This is a genomic window from Roseibium sp. RKSG952, assembly GCF_009711355.1.
This window is the reverse complement of record NZ_SMMF01000920.1, coordinates 32,092-46,949: the sequence shown is the minus strand read 5'-3', so window position 1 is coordinate 46,949 and position 14,858 is coordinate 32,092. Positions and strand designations below refer to the sequence as shown.

Annotated in this window: 15 protein-coding genes; 5 read left to right on the top strand and 10 right to left on the bottom strand. The window is 55.8% G+C overall.

The features are described from left to right. A partial coding sequence (locus E1297_RS21305) for a MurR/RpiR family transcriptional regulator (protein WP_155142062.1) occupies nucleotides 1-808 on the bottom strand: 808 nt, incomplete at its 3' end. Between the two features lie 88 nt (nucleotides 809-896). Here E1297_RS21305 and E1297_RS21300 point away from each other — a divergent pair. Together E1297_RS21300 and E1297_RS21295 are read left to right on the top strand one after the other, a co-directional pair. Next, entirely contained in the window at nucleotides 897-1,682 is a 786-nt protein-coding gene (locus E1297_RS21300) for a 3-keto-5-aminohexanoate cleavage protein (RefSeq protein WP_155142023.1), read from the top strand. Nucleotide 1,683: 1 nt separating this feature from the next. After that, nucleotides 1,684-3,006, top strand: coding sequence for an aspartate aminotransferase family protein (locus E1297_RS21295; RefSeq protein WP_155142021.1), 1,323 nt, complete (start codon nucleotides 1,684-1,686; stop codon nucleotides 3,004-3,006). 13 nt (nucleotides 3,007-3,019) lie between these two features. Here the strand turns inward: E1297_RS21295 and E1297_RS21290 are convergent, their stop codons facing one another. The 8 genes from E1297_RS21290 to cobA form a co-directional block, all read right to left on the bottom strand. Next, nucleotides 3,020-4,129 carry an aromatic ring-hydroxylating dioxygenase subunit alpha gene (locus E1297_RS21290; protein WP_155142019.1) on the bottom strand — a complete coding sequence of 370 codons (1,110 nt, stop codon included), beginning with the start codon at nucleotides 4,127-4,129 and terminating at the stop codon, nucleotides 3,020-3,022. Between the two features lie 238 nt (nucleotides 4,130-4,367). Then, on the bottom strand, nucleotides 4,368-4,916 hold the full coding sequence (infC, locus tag E1297_RS21285) for a translation initiation factor IF-3 (protein WP_368669637.1): 549 nt from the start codon (nucleotides 4,914-4,916) through the stop codon (nucleotides 4,368-4,370). Nucleotides 4,917-5,073: 157 nt separating this feature from the next. Next, nucleotides 5,074-5,898 carry a ferredoxin--NADP reductase gene (locus E1297_RS21280; RefSeq protein WP_209015909.1) on the bottom strand — a complete coding sequence of 275 codons (825 nt, stop codon included), beginning with the start codon at nucleotides 5,896-5,898 and terminating at the stop codon, nucleotides 5,074-5,076. A gap of 117 nt (nucleotides 5,899-6,015) precedes the next feature. Further along, nucleotides 6,016-6,423, bottom strand: coding sequence for a DUF934 domain-containing protein (locus E1297_RS21275; protein WP_155142017.1), 408 nt, complete (start codon nucleotides 6,421-6,423; stop codon nucleotides 6,016-6,018). Beyond that, nucleotides 6,420-7,181: a phosphoadenylyl-sulfate reductase gene (locus E1297_RS21270; RefSeq protein ID WP_155142015.1), complete on the bottom strand. Its 762-nt coding sequence runs from the start codon at nucleotides 7,179-7,181 to the stop codon at nucleotides 6,420-6,422. Before E1297_RS21270 ends, E1297_RS21275 begins: the two co-directional genes overlap by 4 nt. After that, nucleotides 7,171-8,835: a nitrite/sulfite reductase gene (locus tag E1297_RS21265; RefSeq protein WP_155142012.1), complete on the bottom strand. Its 1,665-nt coding sequence runs from the start codon at nucleotides 8,833-8,835 to the stop codon at nucleotides 7,171-7,173. The genes E1297_RS21270 and E1297_RS21265 overlap by 11 nt, the downstream gene beginning before the upstream one ends. Before the next feature lie 63 nt (nucleotides 8,836-8,898). Continuing rightward, on the bottom strand, nucleotides 8,899-9,213 hold the full coding sequence (locus E1297_RS21260; RefSeq protein ID WP_155142010.1) for a DUF2849 domain-containing protein: 315 nt from the start codon (nucleotides 9,211-9,213) through the stop codon (nucleotides 8,899-8,901). Next, nucleotides 9,213-9,989: a uroporphyrinogen-III C-methyltransferase gene (gene cobA / locus E1297_RS21255; RefSeq protein WP_155142008.1), complete on the bottom strand. Its 777-nt coding sequence runs from the start codon at nucleotides 9,987-9,989 to the stop codon at nucleotides 9,213-9,215. Before cobA ends, E1297_RS21260 begins: the two co-directional genes overlap by 1 nt. A 144-nt stretch (nucleotides 9,990-10,133) precedes the next feature. Between cobA and E1297_RS21250 the strand changes: the two genes are divergently transcribed. Then, nucleotides 10,134-10,613 carry an Lrp/AsnC family transcriptional regulator gene (locus E1297_RS21250; protein ID WP_155142006.1) on the top strand — a complete coding sequence of 160 codons (480 nt, stop codon included), beginning with the start codon at nucleotides 10,134-10,136 and terminating at the stop codon, nucleotides 10,611-10,613. Nucleotides 10,614-10,656: 43 nt separating this feature from the next. Here the strand turns inward: E1297_RS21250 and E1297_RS21245 are convergent, their stop codons facing one another. Then, a complete protein-coding gene (locus E1297_RS21245; RefSeq protein ID WP_244327835.1) occupies nucleotides 10,657-11,856 on the bottom strand; it encodes a cytochrome P450 in 1,200 nt (399 codons plus the stop codon). Nucleotides 11,857-11,885: 29 nt separating this feature from the next. Here E1297_RS21245 and E1297_RS21240 point away from each other — a divergent pair, with 29 nt between their 5' ends. After that, nucleotides 11,886-13,619, top strand: a complete 1,734-nt coding sequence (locus tag E1297_RS21240) for an ATP-binding protein (protein WP_155142005.1) — start codon at nucleotides 11,886-11,888, stop codon at nucleotides 13,617-13,619. Beyond that, on the top strand, nucleotides 13,616-14,845 hold the full coding sequence (locus E1297_RS21235; RefSeq protein ID WP_155142003.1) for a sigma-54 dependent transcriptional regulator: 1,230 nt from the start codon (nucleotides 13,616-13,618) through the stop codon (nucleotides 14,843-14,845). The genes E1297_RS21240 and E1297_RS21235 overlap by 4 nt, the downstream gene beginning before the upstream one ends. The last annotated feature ends 13 nt before the right edge of the window (nucleotides 14,846-14,858 follow it).

The following is a 14,858-nucleotide window of genomic DNA, read 5'->3' as shown; positions in this document are numbered from 1 at the left end:
CCGCATCGCCGTTGGCTTCGAAAAGATGCCCTAACAGGCACTCCAGAACGGCCATAGCGCCAGAAAAGCTGGAGAAATGATGTTGAGAGCGGGTGCTGATTTTCAGAACGACGTCAGGCTCAAGCCCAGGTGCGACTACATCGCTATCGGACAACATTATGATCTTTGCACCCCGATCACGGGCGAAACGCATCGATTGAATGGTATCGGCGGAATAGGGATGGACCGTTATGGCAAAGAGGCAATCATTCTGATCTGCCTTAAGCAAATCGTCGATCGCTGACCCCATATGCCGTGGGATCAATTGAAGCCCCGGATGCGCCATGCGACCGGCATAGTGAAAGTAATAGGCCAAGGAGTAGCTGGCGCGGGTCGCGGTTACAAAGCATCGGTCTGCGGAAGTGATCAATTCCACAGCCTGCTTTACTTTGTCGGGTTCAGACAGACGAAGTGAACGCGTGACGACATTCAGTTCGTTCCGGGCAAATACTGCTTGAGATGCGGTAAATGAATCACCGCCCTGCATTCTGGATAGCCAATCTTGTCCAAGCAGGAGCTCGCGGTCGGTTACAAGATCCTGCCGAAAGGGGTGGCGGAAGGCTTCGAACCCTTCAAACCCCAGATAGTGCGCCAGCCGCACTATAACATTTGTGCTGACGCCAATCTTATCTGCGCTAACCCGTATTGGATCGATCCCGAAATCAGCAGGATGATCTATGATGTACTTGGTCGCCGCCTGAAGTTGCGCAGGCATCTGGTCGATTTCGCGGCGTAGCCGGTCGATCAGTTGGGTCGTTGTCTGTGTCATAAAGTGAAAAAAACATATGTTTTGAAATAAGCAAGTTGAAAACGTACTTCCAACAGATACATCGGCTTTGACCCATGGAGGCGGAGCTATGTCTGGCACCAAGCAACAACACGAAGATTCAAACAACGGAGTGGTTTTGCCGTATATCCTGGTTGCTCCGAACGGAGCGCGAAGAGGCCATGATGATCACGCTGGTCTTCCGGTAACTCTGGATGAAATCGTCGATACAGCTCGTGCGTGTTCCGAGGTTGGGGCAAATGGATTGCATTTGCATGTGCGCGATGACCTGGGTGCACATTCACTGGATGCAGGGAGATACCGCGAGACAATCGCCGAGGTGCAGCGCGCGGTTCCCTCGATGGATATCCAGATCACCACCGAAGCTGCCGGTGTTTTTGACGTTCCGGCTCAATTCGAATGCCTGAAGAGAGTGCAACCCAGTTGGGCCTCAATCTCGGTACGTGAGATTGCGCGAGCGCCCGAAATGGCTGAAAGCGTTTACGCGTTGTGCGCGGATCAGGGTACGCGCGTTCAGCATATTCTGTATGACGCTGCTGATGCAGAGTTGTTGAGTGAGTGGCAACGCATCGGAACTGTTCGTGCCGATCAGGTCGACCGTCTGTTGGTGCTGGGACGTTATTCCACAGATCAGGAATCAACGCCTGAAGATCTCGATCGGTTTCCGACGCATCAAGACCCATGGATGATCTGCGCGTTTGGATCGCAGGAGCATGATTGTCTGCAAGCGGCTGCGTTCCGCGGTGCGGATGTAAGAGTTGGATTTGAGAACAGCCTGACCAACCCAGAGGGTAAGCCCTGGAAGGATAACGCGGCATCGGTCGCAGCGCTGGTCAATCGTTTGAAAGGAATTTGAAATGAGCCACGTATTTCCACGCCACACAAAATCGGTGCTTCCTGTCGCAGCGGGTGGAGATGGATGTTACCTGATTGACGATCAGGGCAGACGGTATCTGGATTGTGGTGATGCCGCAGTTTCCTGTCTTGGACACTCCAACCCTGCGGTGGTCAAGGCGGTGCAGGATCAGGTTGAACAAATTGCCTTTGCGCATACCGGGTTCATGACCTCGGAACCGGCCGAAGAACTGGCGGACTTGTTGATTGAACATGCGCCCGGTGATCTGGACCGAGTGTATTTTGTTTCGGGCGGATCAGAAGCAACCGAAGCGGCGATCAAACTGGCGCGTCAGTACTATCTCGAGATCGGTCAGCCTGAACGCCGTCATGTCATCGCTCGGAGACAGAGCTATCACGGGAATACACTGGGCGCTTTGTCGGCTGGCGGCAATGCGTGGCGACGCGCGCAGTTCGCGCCTATGCTGATCGACATGACCCATATCTCGGCTTGCTACGAGTATGCTGAGAAGCCTGAAGATGAGAGCAGTTTTGACTATGGCCAGCGGATCGCCAATGAACTGGAGGCTGAAATTCTGCGTCTGGGTCCGGACACCGTGATGGCCTTTATGGCCGAACCGGTGGTTGGGGCAACTCTTGGTGCTGTCCCCGCAGTGGATGGGTATTTCAAGCGGATCCGCGAAATTTGTGATCAGTACGGGGTGTTGCTGATCCTTGATGAGGTCATGTGTGGTATGGGTCGGACAGGACATCTGTTTGCCTGTGATCACGACGGGGTGGCGCCGGATATCCTGTGTATCGCCAAAGGTTTGGGGGCTGGTTATCAGCCGATCGGTGCGATGATGTGCACCGGTAAGATCTATGATGCGATCCGTGATGGTTCGGGATTTTTTCAGCACGGACACACCTATATCGGTCACCCGGTTGCAACAGCTGCCGCTCTGGCCGTGGTTCGCGAACTGACCGGGCGCGAACTACCTGCGCGTGCCGGTGTGATGGGCGAAAAGCTACAATCCGCGCTGGAGGCCGCTTTCGGCCAACATCCCAACATCGGCGATATTCGCGGCAGGGGGTTGTTCCGTGGGATTGAGATTGTAGCCGACCGTGAAACACGTGCCCCGTTTGATCCCGCGTTAGGGGTTGCCGGAAAGATCAAAAAGGCAGCCTTGGCCGAAGGTTTGATCTGCTATCCGATGTCCGGGACGCGCGATGGTAAGAACGGCGACCACGTTTTGCTTGCGCCGCCATTCATCATCGAGGATGCGCAGATCGACGAGCTTGTCAGCAAGCTATCGAAGGCAATCGACGTTTCGCTGCCAGCTTAAGAGAACAATAAAATCAGAGGGCGGTGTCGCCCATGGCCCTCTGATAATGCTCATTGAATGCCATGATCGGATGCTCAGACTGAGATGAGCATGCATCGTCAACCACAAGTGCACCGTAACCTAACGCTCCGCTTTCGAGCCCACGCTGCACCGAATCCACGATAGGGCCGTCTTCGGCAAACGTGGTAGTGCGATGCTGTAGAATGATCTCGCGCTCGACGTCGTTTGGTTCGGAGGCGGGCAGCCACCAGTCAACCTCGATCTTTGTCCTGTTCACGCCAAGCGGTTTCCAGCGGTAGGTGTTCACGATGCCGCCGGGATAAACCTGAAGTGCGAACAGAGGAAAGAACCACCAGGTTAGAAACTTGTCGGTGCGCGCCTCGGGGTCGGCGACATAGCTGTAGGATTTTTGCGAGTCCGGTCGGGCAGGGCTGGCGTGTCGAATGCCATAGTCAAAGCCACGGGTCCGGTATTGGTCAGGATCGACAACGCCGGAAGTCAGCGTCTTGTGAACCACCGCGCAGTGGTAGCATTCGTTGAAATTCTCGGCGACCACCTTCCAGTTGGCCTGTGCAAGCCGTTCCGTCCGGTCCGCGCGTTTGTAGCTGGCAAGATTGGGGGCATAGTCCGAAATCTCGCTTAGGGCGCTTTGAGCCAGATCTGCCATCGGTCGCGCTTCGGGGTCGAGGTTTACCAGAATCAATCCAAAGAACATTTCAACCCGAACCGGTCGCAGCTTGTACTGGCTTTTGTCGAACCCCGGAAAGGCCGTAGCGTTTGGGGCGGCGCGCAGCTGACCCGTCGTGTCGTAGGTCCACGCGTGATAGGGGCAGGTCATCTTCTTGGTGCAGCCCTTGCCGTTCAGCAATTCGTGGCCGCGATGTACACAGACATTGTAGAAGGCGCGGATTTTGCCATCCTGCCCGCGAATGACAATCACAGAAACACCGCTGATATCTTCGACGACATAGTCTCCAAAGTTCGGAATATCTGTTGCGTGCCCAACCAATTGCCACGCTCGCTTGAAGATCATGTCGCGTTCTTGGGTGAATATGCCTTCGTCACAATACGCCCGGGCAGGAAGCGATTGATACACGCCGCCGGAAAAAGACATCTCACCCATAGCCGCCTCCTTTGTCTGGTCGCACCAGATTGAGGCAAAAGAGGATTCTGAGCTTTTCACTTTGCGCCAATCAATCGTCGAAATCAGAGTGCCTGAAATCGACACTCCGTCGGTTTCAGACTTTCTGAATTTGTTGATTGGCTGCTGGCGTTACAAATCGCGCCAATTGAATTTCCGGTGAACAAAAAACCCTGCCAGAGTGTCTCTGACAGGGTTCGAAACTGGATATCCGCAGCAATTACTTTTGCGGAAGAGGGCCAATCATCATGATCATCTGACGGCCTTCCATCTTCGGCATGTTTTCAACTTTGCCGATTTCCTTGATATCTTCAGCAACGCGTTCCAGCAGTTCACGGCCCAGATTCTGGTGTGCCATCTCACGTCCGCGGAAACGCAGGGTCACTTTGACCTTGTCGCCGTTTTCGAGAAACTTAACCACGTTGCGCATTTTGACGTCATAGTCATGAGTGTCGGTGTTGGGCCGGAACTTGACCTCTTTCACCTCGATGATTTTCTGCTTCTTACGGGCTTCGCTTTCGCGCTTCTGCTGCTCATACTTGAACTTGCCGAAGTCCATGATCTTGCAGACCGGCGGGTTCGCGTTGGGCGAGATCTCGACCAGATCAAGTCCGGCATCTGCAGCCATCTGCATGGCTTTGGCGGGATGAACCACTCCGACATTTTCGCCTTCGGCACCAATCAGTCGAATTTCGGGGGCACGGATCTTGTCATTGACGCGAGGGCCGGTGTCTCTTTGCGGCGGCGCGTTGTGAGGTCTGCGGGCTATGGGTTCATTCCTTTGATGATTGCAGAATTTCGAGCCCGGAATTTAGACTGCCCCGGGCGGTGTTTCAAGCGCCATAAACGCGGAAATAGCTGATTTTCGCGGGTTTCACGATAGTTAGTAGACCGGTCAGAGATCGATTCTCTGACCGGTAAGCAATTTAACCTACAAAGGCTTTTTCGATAACGAACTCTTTGGGATCCGAATTTGCGCCTTCGCGCAGGCCGAATTCCTCAAGGATCGCCTTGATATCGTGGTTGAACGCGAGGCTGCCACAGACCATTGCGCGATCCGTCTCCGCCTGAATGCCACCTTCGATGCCCAGATCTGCAAAGACAGTACCGTCTTTCAGCAATTCGGTGATGCGGCCCATCTTGGGGCTCTCTTCCCGTGTGGTGGTCGGGTAGTAACGGATCTTGTCGGCAAAGCCTTCGCCCATCAGTTCAGCCAGCATCTCGTCCTGACGGATGTTTTCAATCAGCTGACGACCGTATTCCAGTTCAGCGACCTCTCGGCAGGTATGGGTGATGATGATCTCGTCGTAGTCCTCGTAGGTCTGCGGCTCGCGCAGAAGCGAAGCAAACGGCGCAAATCCAGTACCGGTCGCAAAGAACCACAGACGCTTACCTGGCAGAAGCGCGTCGTGCACCAGTGTGCCAACAGGCTTGGGCCGCAGGATGATTTGATCACCCGGCTTGATGTGCTGCAGTTTCGAGGTCAGCGGGCCATCCTGAACCTTGATCGAGTAGAACTCCAGTTCTTCGTCCCAGGACGGCGAGGCTATGGAATAGGCCCGCAGCAGCGGCTTGCCGTTGTCGCCCAGCAGGCCGATCATCACGAATTCGCCCGAGCGGAACCGCAGCGAGGCAGGGCGTGAGACCTTGAACGAGAACAAGCTGTCGGTCCAGTGCTTCACATCAAGTACGGTTTGTGCGTCCGGAAGGACAGGGGCCTTTACGGCGGTTGCTTCGGTCACGGATTTCATCTCTGTCATCGTTTCACTATCGGTCTGCTTAACCGACATCTCCGTTTAATCTTTGATCCAAGTCAGGAAAAGGGGGCAAGTTGCCCCCATTTCGTCACAAGCTGGCGATTGGCGGGATTATCCGCGCAGGCGGGCCTGATAGTTATGGCTTTGCCAATCAGAACGGGCAAGCCACTGATCCTCGGGCTGGCGGGTGGCCAGAGCGTTGTCGATTTCAACCTCGTCGAATCCGCTGCGGCGCGCCATTGCATATTGGTCAGCCAAGACATGACCTTTGGCGCGTAGACGACCGGTGTAGCCTTTCAGGCGCAGCACGCGTGCGATTGTGAACCCACGTCCATCTGCCGAGGATGGAAAGTCCACACGCACCATCTTGGCGCTGCCCAGTCGGTCGATCAGCTCATCCGGGTCGGTATCAGATGCCACGTCCAGCGCAACGACGTCGTTTGCGGCGTCTTCCAAAGTGACGTAGCCATCGGTCCAGTCATCAGGCGAAAAGCCTTCATCAGTTACGATTACGTTCATTGTATCTCTCCTGCGCGAACCATCTTGCCGTCGACAAAATGGATGCCGCATTCTTCCTTGTTCTGATCACGCCAGCGTCCGGCGCGGGGGTCTTCACCTTCTTTGACTGGCGAAGTGCAGGGGGCACAGCCGATCGAAGGGTATCCTTTGGCCACCAGCGGGTGCCGGGGCAGGCGGTTTTCGTCCATATAGGCGCGAACATCTTCTGGCGCCCAATGGGCCAACGGGTTGACCTTGATGCGTCCGGTGCCGTCCTCGACCTCAAAGAACTCAAGCTCGGCACGGGTACCGGACTGAAATCGCTTGCGCCCTGAGATCCAGCCGCAATACCCACTCAGCGCCCGTTGCAGAGGAAACGTCTTGCGCAAATTGCAGCAAGCGTCTGTATCGCGCAGGTGCAGCGCACCATAAGGATCGTCACGCTCAACATCTTCGTCATCAGCCCGGATGATTTTGACGTTGGTCAGACCCAAACGTTCGCTGACTTCCTGCTGATACTCTAATGTTTCGGTGAACAGCATCTGCGTGTCGATGAACAGGACAGGCGTGGCTTTGTCGACCACTGCCGCCATATGCAGCAACACAACCGATTCCGCACCAAAGCTGGAGACCAGAGCAAGCTCTTCGATTTCCTGCAATGCGCCATGCATAACGTCATGGGCACTGTGGTGGCGGAACTGGGCGTTCAGCGCTTCGACCTTTTCGGTCAGTTCCGCGCGGTCTGCACCCAGTTCCGTCTGGATCAGGTCAAGCGGCATTGGCCTGCGCCTCGGGGTAAAGCGCCGCTTTGAACGGTGCCATGCCAACGCGGCGGTAGGTCTGCAAGAACGTCTCCTCTGCGCTGTCACGCTGGTTCAGATAGGCGTCGACGATACGTTCCACGGCAGGCACGATCTCGTCGTAAGCAAAGCCAGGACCGGTGCGATCACCAACAGCGGCGGTCTCTGTAGCGTCTCCACCCAGAGTGATCTGGTAGTTCTCGACGCCTGCGCGATCCAGACCCAGGATGCCGATGTGACCCACGTGGTGGTGACCACATGCGTTGATGCAGCCTGAAATCTTGATCTTCAGGTGACCGATGTCATGCTCAAGCTTCAGCTCGTCAAAGCGTGTTGCAATTTCCTGTGCGACCGGGATCGAACGGGCGGTCGCCAGCGCGCAGTAGTCCATGCCAGGGCAGGCGATGATGTCGCTGATCAGGCCGATATTGGCGGTGGCCAGCTCATACTCTTTCAGCTTGGCATGGATCGCCGGCAGGTCCGATTTGTGGACATGGGGCAGGATCACGTTTTGCTCGTGGCTGATGCGCAGCTCGTCATAGGCGAACTCTTCGGCCAGGTCGGCCATCACGCGCATCTGCTCGGCAGTCGCATCACCCGGTGTCTGACCATGCTTCTTGATCGAGATCGTGACGATCGCGTGGTCCGCGTTCTTGTGCGGCGCGATGTTGGTGTCGACCCAAGAACGGAAGACCGGATCATTGGTATAGGCGCTTTCGAACGACGCAACCGAAGCTTCACGGAAGGCCGGAGGCGCAAAGTGGCCTTTGATCTCATCCAGCAGAGCCATATCGGCGCCCTTGAACTGCGGGCGAACTTGCAGGAATCGCTCATTCACCTTGGCGCGGATGGCGTCAATGCCATGCTCATGCACGGTGATTTTGATGCGCGCTTTGTATTTGTTGTCGCGGCGGCCGATCTGGTTCCACACGGAAACAGTGGCTTCCAGATAAGCCAGCAGGTCGTCAAAGGCGACGAATTCGGACAATTCCTTACCGATCATCGGGGTACGGCCAAGACCACCACCCACGATAACGCGGGCACCCAGAACGCCGTCACGCTCAACCAGTTGCAGGCCGATGTCATGTGCCTTGATCACGGCACGGTCGTTTTCCGAGCCGGTGATGGCGATCTTGAATTTGCGCGGCATGAACTGGAATTCCGGATGGTCGGTGGACCACTGGCGCAGAAGCTCAGCGTATGGGCGCGGGTCAGCGATTTCGTCCGCGGCGGCACCAGCGAAATGGTCGGCAGTCACGTTGCGGATAGTGTTGCCCGAGGTCTGGATGGCGTGCATGCCAACCTCGGCCAGCGCGTCCAGCATGTCTGGCACGTCGTTCAATTTCGGCCAGTTGTACTGGATGTTCTGACGCGTGGTGAAGTGGCCATAGCCCTTGTCCCACTTCTCGGCCAGCAGGGCCAGTTGGCGCATCTGTGCGCTGGAAAGGGTGCCGTACGGGATCGCAACGCGCAGCATGTAGGCGTGCAGTTGCAGGTACAGACCGTTCATCAGACGCAGAGGTTTGAATTCGTCTTCGGTCAGCGAGCCGTCAATGCGGCGCTCGACCTGAGCACGGAATTGGGCGTTACGCTCTGCAAGAAAATCTTTGTCAAACTCGGAGTAGCGATACATGTCTAGCTGTCCTTTTTTGCAGCCCCGGATCCGGGGCCATATAGGGGAGAGAGGGGCCTGAGGTCAGACCCGGGGCTGCTGGGAAGATTCCTGTTTGCCGTGGGCATAGTTGGACGGACCAGTTCGGCGGAAGTCCTCCCGAAAATGGGTGGGTTCCGGGCCGTTCTCACCAGCTACGGCGTCAGCTAGATAGGCACCCACGATCTTGCTGACCTGACGCTCGGCATCCAGCAGGCGCACCTGCGCATGTGCTTCGTCAGTGATCAGCTCCGCTTCGCTCAGGTCACGAGACCAGCGATCATCTTCGGTCAGATAAATCACGTCGCCTTCCAGCAAGTCATTTGCGGTGACGACTTTGGGGGTAAAAGCGCGGGCCATCAGGCAAGCTCCTTGTTGAATTCAGTTGCGGCTTTGGCCGCGTCGCGCGGGGCAAGGCCGTAAAATGTAAGGGCAGGGCCATCGAGTTCGGCAGCTGCCAGATCGATGGGCAATTGGTCGAGTGTTGTCGCCACAACGCGCTGGTCCGGGCGTGAGGCATTTTCGACCAGTGTCACAGGCGTGGCACGATCAGCGCCGTGCATGATCAGACGACCCTGAATGAAACGGGCGGATTTCTTACCCATGTAGATTGCGGCCACAGAACCGGGGCGCGCCAGCGCCGTCCAGTCGTGATCTGCAAATCCCTTCATGTCATGGCCAGTCAGGAACCGGACCGAGGAGTTGCGCCCGCGCCGTGTCAGGCTTTGACCAATTCCGGCGACTGCGGCTGATGCAGCAGTAATGCCGGGCACGATGTTCCACGAGACGCCCGCTGCGTCGAGCGCATCGATTTCTTCGTCCAGTCGTCCAAAGATAGTGGCGTCACCCGATTTCAGGCGAACCACACGCAGACCTTTAAGTGCATATTCGACCAGAAGCGCATCGATGTCTTCCTGTTTCCAGGAAGGGCCAAAACCAGCTTTGCCTACATCGACCAGTTCAGCGGTTTGGCCTGCCAACAGCAGAATCTCATCGCTGATAAGGCGATCATGCAATACGACATCCGCCGCTTCGAAGGCGGTCAGCGCTTTGAGGGTCAGCAATTCGGGATCACCGGGGCCTGCGCCGACGAAATCGACGTGACTTGCGTGCCCTTGTGTCTGCGTAACCTGCATTGGAGTGCCTTGGCGTTTGTTTGACTTGACCTGCAATATAGGAAATATTCCCGGTCATACGCCATATATCCGCGCAAATAAGGACATACGTTCTGTCTGCGGTGTAAAGCGGGACACGAGTTTTGAATTGGAAGGAAAATTGGGATGTCAGTGCGAATAGACGACACGGATCGGAAAATTCTGGCCGAGTTGCAGCGCGACGCCAGTCAGTCGTTGGATGAGATTGCGGCCAGAGTTGGCAGTTCCAAGACGCCGGTCTGGAATCGAATTCGCAAGCTGAAGGGGGCCGGTGTCATCGGTCAGCAGACCGTGCTTTTGGATGCAGAGGCGCTGGGTTTTGAGGCGACGTTCTTTGTTCTGATCAGAACTTCTGAACACGAAGCGGAGTGGCAACGGCGTTTCTTGAAAGCGCTGCGTGACCGACCCGAAGTTCAGGAGGCACACAGGCTTGCCGGTGACATTGATTACATCCTGAAAGTACGTGTGAAGAACGCCCGTGCTTATGACGCATTCTACCAGACACTGATCTCAGAAGTGCGCGTGCACAATGTGACGGCATTGCTTTCCATGGAAGAAATCAAATCCACCACGATGCTGCCCTTGAATGCACTGACTGAATCCTGAATCCCGATCCGCAGATGATCAAAACATCAGGGGATATCTGAAGTCAGATCTGAACCATCAGCTTTGTCAGCCCATGAAAATGATAGCTGTTGGAATACTCAGTTGCCTCGGCCAAGCGAAGGCCGGGGCAACGCTCAAACAGGATTGGCAGCGCAATACGCATCTCTAGCCGGGCGAGTGGTGCGCCGACGCAAAAGTGAAGACCACCGCCAAAGCTGGTGTTGGTCTTTATCGAGCGTGTCGGATCAAATTTATCCGGATCGTTCCAGATCGAGGGATCGCGATTTGCAGCGCCCAATAACAAGGCGACCTGATCACCGCGAGAGAACCGGTGCCCGAAAAGTTCCACATCCTCATATGCATAGCGCGTGAACATATGAAGCGGTGGATCAATTCTCAGGATTTCCTCAATGGTGTTATCGATCGTGTCTGGCATCAAAGACTCTGCACCCGTCCCGGTTTCCAGCAGCGCTTTGACACCATTTCCCAACGAATGGACCGTTGCCTCATGTCCGGCATTGAGCAGCAGGATGCAGGTTGCAATCAGTTCATCACGCGAGAGCTTCTCACCATCTTCTTCGGCTGCAATCAGGCGAGTTATCAGATCATCGCGGGGTTCGGATCGACGTTTTCCGATGTACTCATCAAGGAAATCTGTGAATTCCTGTGAAGACTGCGCTGCTACATCCTCGGTCTGGCGCGTTCTGCTGGCCTGATACATTGCCACCATGTCATGCGACCACCGCAGTAGATGCGGAGACATCTCTTCCGGCACACCCAGCAATCGACAGATGGTGATGACCGGAACTTGTGTGCAATAAGCGTCGAGCAGGTCGAATGGTTCTTGTGGAAACGTGTCGATCAATTCGTTGCAAAGATCTTCGATTCCGGGCGCAAGGGCCGTTATTGCCCGTGAAGTAAATGCCCGAAGTACTAATGAGCGCAACCTTGTGTGGCGAGGTGGCTCAGCCTCCAGCAATGAGTGCCTTTCGACCAGTAACCAAGGGGCGAGGTGAGCGGGGCCTTCAACCGTCAGTTCCTCTGGAACCTCACGTCCAAACCTGCGATCCCGAAACAGAGACAGAACCGCCTCGTGCGAAACGGCCGCGGGCATTTCGTATTCATCCCAATAGACAAGATCGCCATAGCCGCGGGCCCGGTCATAGAACGGGTAGGGGTTCTGCACAAATTCAGGATCAGTCGGGGATTGGGAGAGTGTCTTCATGCGGCGCAGACTTGCCATGGGGCGCAGCGAATGCAAGACCCTATGTCATGCATAGGTTTTGGATCATTGTCGGGTACTTGTTCGCCGTCGCACTGTTATCCGCGATGGTCTGGTCTTATGGCTACCGTCAAGCGCTCACTCAACTCAGCGAAAAGGCTGAGGCGGATCTTGCACTGGCATCGGACGGGCTGAGTTCGCAGCTGCAGGTGTATCAGGAACTAGCGGTCCTGATGTCGGATCATCCGGCCCTTAAACAGCTTGATAATCCAGCGGATAAATTTGCCGCACGTGAGTTGTTGCTTGAAGTGGCTGACAAAACGGCGGCCATCGACGTGATCTACGCTGATCGTGATGGGCAGGTTCTGGCCGCCGCTCATGATGTTGTTCAGGGAAATGTTAAGGGCCAACCTGCATTCGAGCGTGCAATGCACGGGGCATTGGGAAGCTCGCATGGTGTGCTCTCGGGTATTGGAAACCGCATATTCTCATATGCTGCGCCTGCTTTTGGTCCTGATGGTCAGGTCATCGGTTCCGTTATGATCATCGCAGACATCGAGGACGTTGAACGTACATGGCGCGGCAGTACTGAGGCTGTGTTCTTCATTGACCGAAGTGGTCTGGTTTTCATTTCCAACCGATCTGAGCTGTTGTTCTGGCAGAGATTTGACGGGCAAGTAGGGATCACGCCGCCATATGCAGAAGCGGGGAGCTTCGCCTCCAGCAGGATTGGGCCGCACGAGATTTGGAGCATTGGGTGGGGACCGTACTTGCCGGTACGCGCATTGCACCTGACCCGTGATCTGCCAGTGATCGGGATGACAGGTGAAGTGCTGATGGATATCGCGCCCGCACGGCGATTGGCCGCACTGCAGGCAGCTGCCGTGGCAGCGATCTTTCTGGCATTCGGTGCGCTGCTTTTCCTTGCGACCGAGCGTAGACGTACTCTCGCGGATGCCAATGCAGTTTTGGAGAGCCGTGTTGCGCAGAGAACGCGAGCTTTGACAGCAGCGAACGTTGCACTCAGGCGCGAAGTGGCTGAGCGCCAGGAAGCGGAAGCCGCGCTGAAGCGGGCGCAGGCCGATCTTGTGCAAGCAGGTAAGCTAAATGCACTGGGCCAGATGTCGGCGGGTATCAGTCACGAGCTAAACCAACCGCTTATGGCCATTCAGCAATTCGCTGACAACGGCGCTGCATTTCTAACGCGAGGAAAGAGTGAAAAGGCCACCGAGAATTTGGGGCGAATCTCGGAAATGGCCGCTCGCATGGCGCGTATCATCAAAAACCTTCGCGCATTTGCGCGCAATGAAAGCGAACCAATGGGCAAGGTGGATCTGGTGCAGGTTATCAGAACGGCAGTGGAGCTCACCGAGCCCCGTTTGCATGCTGATGGGGTCACACTGGACTGGCACCCCAATACCGAGCCCGTCTACGCTTGGGGCGGTGAGGTGAGGTTGGTGCAGGTATTCGTGAACCTGATCAACAATGCGGCTGACGCGATGAGTAATCAGGAAGAGCGTCTTATTCGCATCGCCATAGACAACGGAGAACGGCTGGCGGTCACTGTTCGGGACATTGGTCCAGGTATCGAAGAGCCTGAGAAGCTTTTTGAGCCATTCTATACCACCAAAGCGGTAGGTTCTTCCGAAGGAATGGGGCTTGGCTTGTCGATTTCCTATGGCCTTGTCCAAAGCTTTGGCGGAAACATTCGTGGTACGAATGCAAGTTCCGGCGCGATTTTCACGGTCGAGCTTGAATACTTCAAAGAGGACAAGGCCGCATGATCAAAAAGGTGCTTTTGGTCGACGATGATGCGGCAGTTCGCGAAGCATTGTCGCAAACTCTGGAGCTTGCAGATTATCACCCGGTTGCTGCAGGTTCATTCGTAGCAGCCAAGGATCACATCCGCCCGGATTTTTCCGGCGTAGTTGTCTCGGACATCAGGATGCCGGGGCGGGATGGGTTTCACCTGCTATCTTATACCCGAGAAATAGATCCGGATCTGCCAGTCATCCTTCTGACGGGTGAAGGGGATATCCCGATGGCCGTTCAGGCAATGGGACAGGGTGCTTTTGACTTTCTGGAAAAGCCCTGTGCCGCAGCAGATCTTTTGGCAGTATTGGAACGCGCGTTTGCCAGCCGAACCGCGATTCTGGAGCAGCGCGCGCTGAAAAGTGAGCTGGAGCGCGGAGATCCTGCCGCGCGTTTGCTATTTGGACTGTCTGCTCAGGCCGAAGCACTTCGAGATCGAGTCAGAAGCGTCGCGCCAACAGGTGCCGAGGTTCTTGTGACAGGGCCACCGGGCAGCGGCATTTCCAAGGTTGCCGAAGTGGTGCACCTGATGTCTCCGCGTGGACAAGGCCCGTTTGTCAAACGCCCAGCAGCAGGATTGTCAGCCGAAGACCTCCTGCGCGTTTGTGAAGATGCAGCGGGTGGCTCCTTGTTTCTTGATGAAGTTTCCGCAATGCCGGAAGCCACGCAATATGCAGCGCTGGAATTGATAGAGCAGGGTGCCGGGGTAAGGATTGTCGCCGGTACGACCGCAGATCTGGCAGAACTGTCATCGCAGGGTGGGTTTCTCGCCGACCTTTTTTATCGTCTTGATGTCATGCGCGTGCGCATCCCATCATTGGCGGAACGTCCCGAAGACATACCGGTGATATTTCGGCATTACGTGGCTCAGGCCGCTGAACAAGCTGGCATCGCAGAGCCCGAAGTCAGTTCTGAGCACATGGCATCCCTCATGGCGAGTGATTGGCCAGGCAATGCAAGATCACTGATGTCGGCAGCAATGCGATTTGTGCTCGGAATGCCTGAGGAGGTTACGCAAGCTGCTGATCTGGGGTTGAACGAACAGATGGCACGGGTTGAACGTTCTCTTCTGATTGCGGCGCTTGGGCGTCACAATGGTAAGGCGTCTGAGGCTGCCAAAGCGCTGAAACTGCCTCGTAAGACCTTTTACGACAAATTAGCGCGTTATCAGATTCGGCCGGAGGACTATCGCCGGTGACCCCACTGTTCCT

Coding starts and splice junctions, on each gene's coding strand:
- E1297_RS21265 (WP_155142012.1), bottom strand. CDS start 8,835: ATGTATCGCTACTCCGAGTTTGACAAAGATTTTCTTGCAGAGCGTAAC.
- E1297_RS21275 (WP_155142017.1), bottom strand. CDS start 6,423: ATGAACGTAATCGTAACTGATGAAGGCTTTTCGCCTGATGACTGGACC.
- E1297_RS21300 (WP_155142023.1), top strand. CDS start 897: ATGTCTGGCACCAAGCAACAACACGAAGATTCAAACAACGGAGTGGTT.
- E1297_RS21295 (WP_155142021.1), top strand. CDS start 1,684: ATGAGCCACGTATTTCCACGCCACACAAAATCGGTGCTTCCTGTCGCA.
- E1297_RS21290 (WP_155142019.1), bottom strand. CDS start 4,129: ATGGGTGAGATGTCTTTTTCCGGCGGCGTGTATCAATCGCTTCCTGCC.
- E1297_RS21240 (WP_155142005.1), top strand. CDS start 11,886: ATGCATAGGTTTTGGATCATTGTCGGGTACTTGTTCGCCGTCGCACTG.
- E1297_RS21280 (WP_209015909.1), bottom strand. CDS start 5,898: ATGAAATCCGTGACCGAAGCAACCGCCGTAAAGGCCCCTGTCCTTCCG.
- E1297_RS21235 (WP_155142003.1), top strand. CDS start 13,616: ATGATCAAAAAGGTGCTTTTGGTCGACGATGATGCGGCAGTTCGCGAA.
- E1297_RS21260 (WP_155142010.1), bottom strand. CDS start 9,213: ATGGCCCGCGCTTTTACCCCCAAAGTCGTCACCGCAAATGACTTGCTG.
- E1297_RS21270 (WP_155142015.1), bottom strand. CDS start 7,181: ATGCCGCTTGACCTGATCCAGACGGAACTGGGTGCAGACCGCGCGGAA.
- cobA (WP_155142008.1), bottom strand. CDS start 9,989: ATGCAGGTTACGCAGACACAAGGGCACGCAAGTCACGTCGATTTCGTC.
- E1297_RS21250 (WP_155142006.1), top strand. CDS start 10,134: ATGTCAGTGCGAATAGACGACACGGATCGGAAAATTCTGGCCGAGTTG.
- E1297_RS21245 (WP_244327835.1), bottom strand. CDS start 11,856: ATGGCAAGTCTGCGCCGCATGAAGACACTCTCCCAATCCCCGACTGAT.